General features: G+C 74.2%; 1 protein-coding gene. It reads left to right on the top strand.

What is annotated here, in order from left to right; genetic code table 11:
• Positions 1–2,198, top strand: a 2,198-nt coding sequence (locus tag ABZY57_RS32695; RefSeq protein WP_356518173.1) for a beta-ketoacyl synthase N-terminal-like domain-containing protein, incomplete at both ends; no start/stop codon positions are given.

The following is a 2,198-nucleotide window of genomic DNA, read 5'->3' as shown; positions in this document are numbered from 1 at the left end:
CCCGGACCCATCTCCACGTGCCCTCACCGGGCCTGCTGGAGCGGTACCTCGCCGACGGGGCGCGCCGGTTCGTGTTCGAGGGGATGGAATGCGGGGGGCACGTCGGGCCACGCGCCTCGTTCCCGCTGTGGGAGGAGCAGATCGAGCTGCTGCTCGCCTGCCCCGAACCGGACGCGCTGGACGTGCTGTTCGCGGGCGGAGTCCACGACGCCCGGTCCGCCGCGATGGCCGCCGCCGCCGCGGCTCCGCTGGCCGAACGGGGTGCGCGCATCGGCGTGCTCATGGGCACCGCGTACCTGTTCACCGAGGAAGCGGTCGCCGCGGGCGCGGTCCTGCCCCACTTCCAGCGAGCGGCGCTGGAGTGCGCGGACACCGTCCTGCTGCACACCGCGCCCGGACACGCCACCCGCTGCGCGGTCACCCCCTACGTGGACACCTTCGAGGCCACCCGCCGGCGGCTCGCGGAAGGCGGCGCCGAGCCGCGCGAGGTGTGGGAGGAGCTGGAACGGCTCAACCTGGGAAGGCTCCGGATCGCCAGCAAGGGCCTGCGGCGCGGGGCCGACGGCACCGGCCTGGAATCCGTGGGCGAGGAACAGCAGCGCACCGAGGGGCTGTTCATGCTCGGCCAGGCCGCCACCCTGCGCTCCGGGACGACCACGATCGCCGCGCTGCACGCCGAAGTCACCCAAGGTGCGAGCGAGTTGCTCCGGCAGCGTGCCCAGGAGCTCGCCGGTCCGGAACCCGAGGGCGATACGGCGGGCGGGGTGGCCGCTGTCGGCGCTCCGCGGCCCGAACCGCTGGACATCGCCGTCGTCGGCATGGCCTGCGCCTACCCCGGCGCACCGGACCTCGCCGCCTACTGGTCCCGGATCCTGGACGGGAGCGACGCCGTGACCGAGGTCCCAGCCGAACGCTGGGACCCCGCTCTCCACTTCGACCCCGACCCGGCACGGGCCGGGGAACGCACACCGTCCCGCTGGGGAGGCTTCCTCGGGCCGATGCCCTTCGACGCCCTCGCGCACGGCATCCCGCCGGCTTCGCTGGCCGGGATCGAACCGGTGCAGCTGCTCGCCCTGGAGATCTCGGCCCGGGCCCTGGCGGACGCCGGGTACGGCAAGGACCGGGAGTTCGACCGGTCCCGGACCTCGGTCGTGTTCGGCGCGGAGGCCGGCACCGAGCTGGCGGGCGCGTACGGCCTGCGCGCGCTCTACCCCGGCTACCTGGGCCCGATCCCTCCCGAACTGGACGAACAGCTCCCGCGGCTCACCGAGGACTCCTTCCCCGGTGTGCTCGCCAACGTCATCGCGGGCAGGGTCGCCAACCGGCTGGACCTCGGCGGAGCGAACTGCACGGTCGACGCGGCGTGCGCCTCCTCGCTGGCCGCCCTCGACCTCGCCTGCCGCCAACTGCGCGATGTTGACAGCGACATGGTGCTGTGCGGGGGCGCCGACGTCCACAACGGCATCAACGACTACCTGCTGTTCTCTTCCGTCCGCGCGCTGTCCCCGGGCGGGCGCTGCCGGCCCTTCGACGCGGCTGCCGACGGGATCGCCCTCGGGGAGGGGGTGGGGGCGCTCGTACTGAAGCGGCTCGCCGACGCGGAACGGGACGGCGACCGGGTGTACGCCGTGATCAAGGCGGTCGGAGCCGCCAGCGACGGACGCTCCCTCGGCCTGACCGCACCCCGGCCGGAGGGGCAGCGCAGGGCCCTGGACCGGGCCTACGCGCGGGCCGGGATCAGTCCCGGCGACGTCGGCCTCATCGAGGCGCACGGCACCGGCACCGTGGTCGGGGACAGCACCGAACTGGGGGTACTGACCGGCCTGTTCGCCGCGTCGGGCGCCGCTCCCGGAGCCTGTGCGCTGGGTTCGGTGAAATCGCAGATCGGGCACACCAAGTGCGCGGCCGGGCTGGCCGGTCTGATCAAGGCGGTCCGTGCGGTCCACTCGGGCGTACGGCCGCCGACCCTGCACCTCGACGCACCGGTTCCCGCCTGGGACGTGGAGACCAGCCCGTTCTTCTTCGACGCCGGGGCCCGGCCGTGGGCGGTGCCCGCCGAGCGGCGGATCGCCGGGGTGAGCGCCTTCGGGTTCGGCGGCACCAACTACCACGCGGTGCTGACCGGTTACGCGGGAGCCGAGGAGCCCCGGCACGGACTGGAGGAATGGCCGGCCGAACTGTTCTGCTTCCGTGGCGAG

Source organism: Streptomyces sp. NPDC006450, assembly GCF_040612195.1.
In the GTDB taxonomy this organism is placed as follows: Bacteria; Actinomycetota; Actinomycetes; order Streptomycetales; family Streptomycetaceae; genus Streptomyces.
The sequence above is the reverse complement of the archived record's forward strand: the minus strand, read 5'-3'. Positions and strand labels throughout refer to the sequence as shown.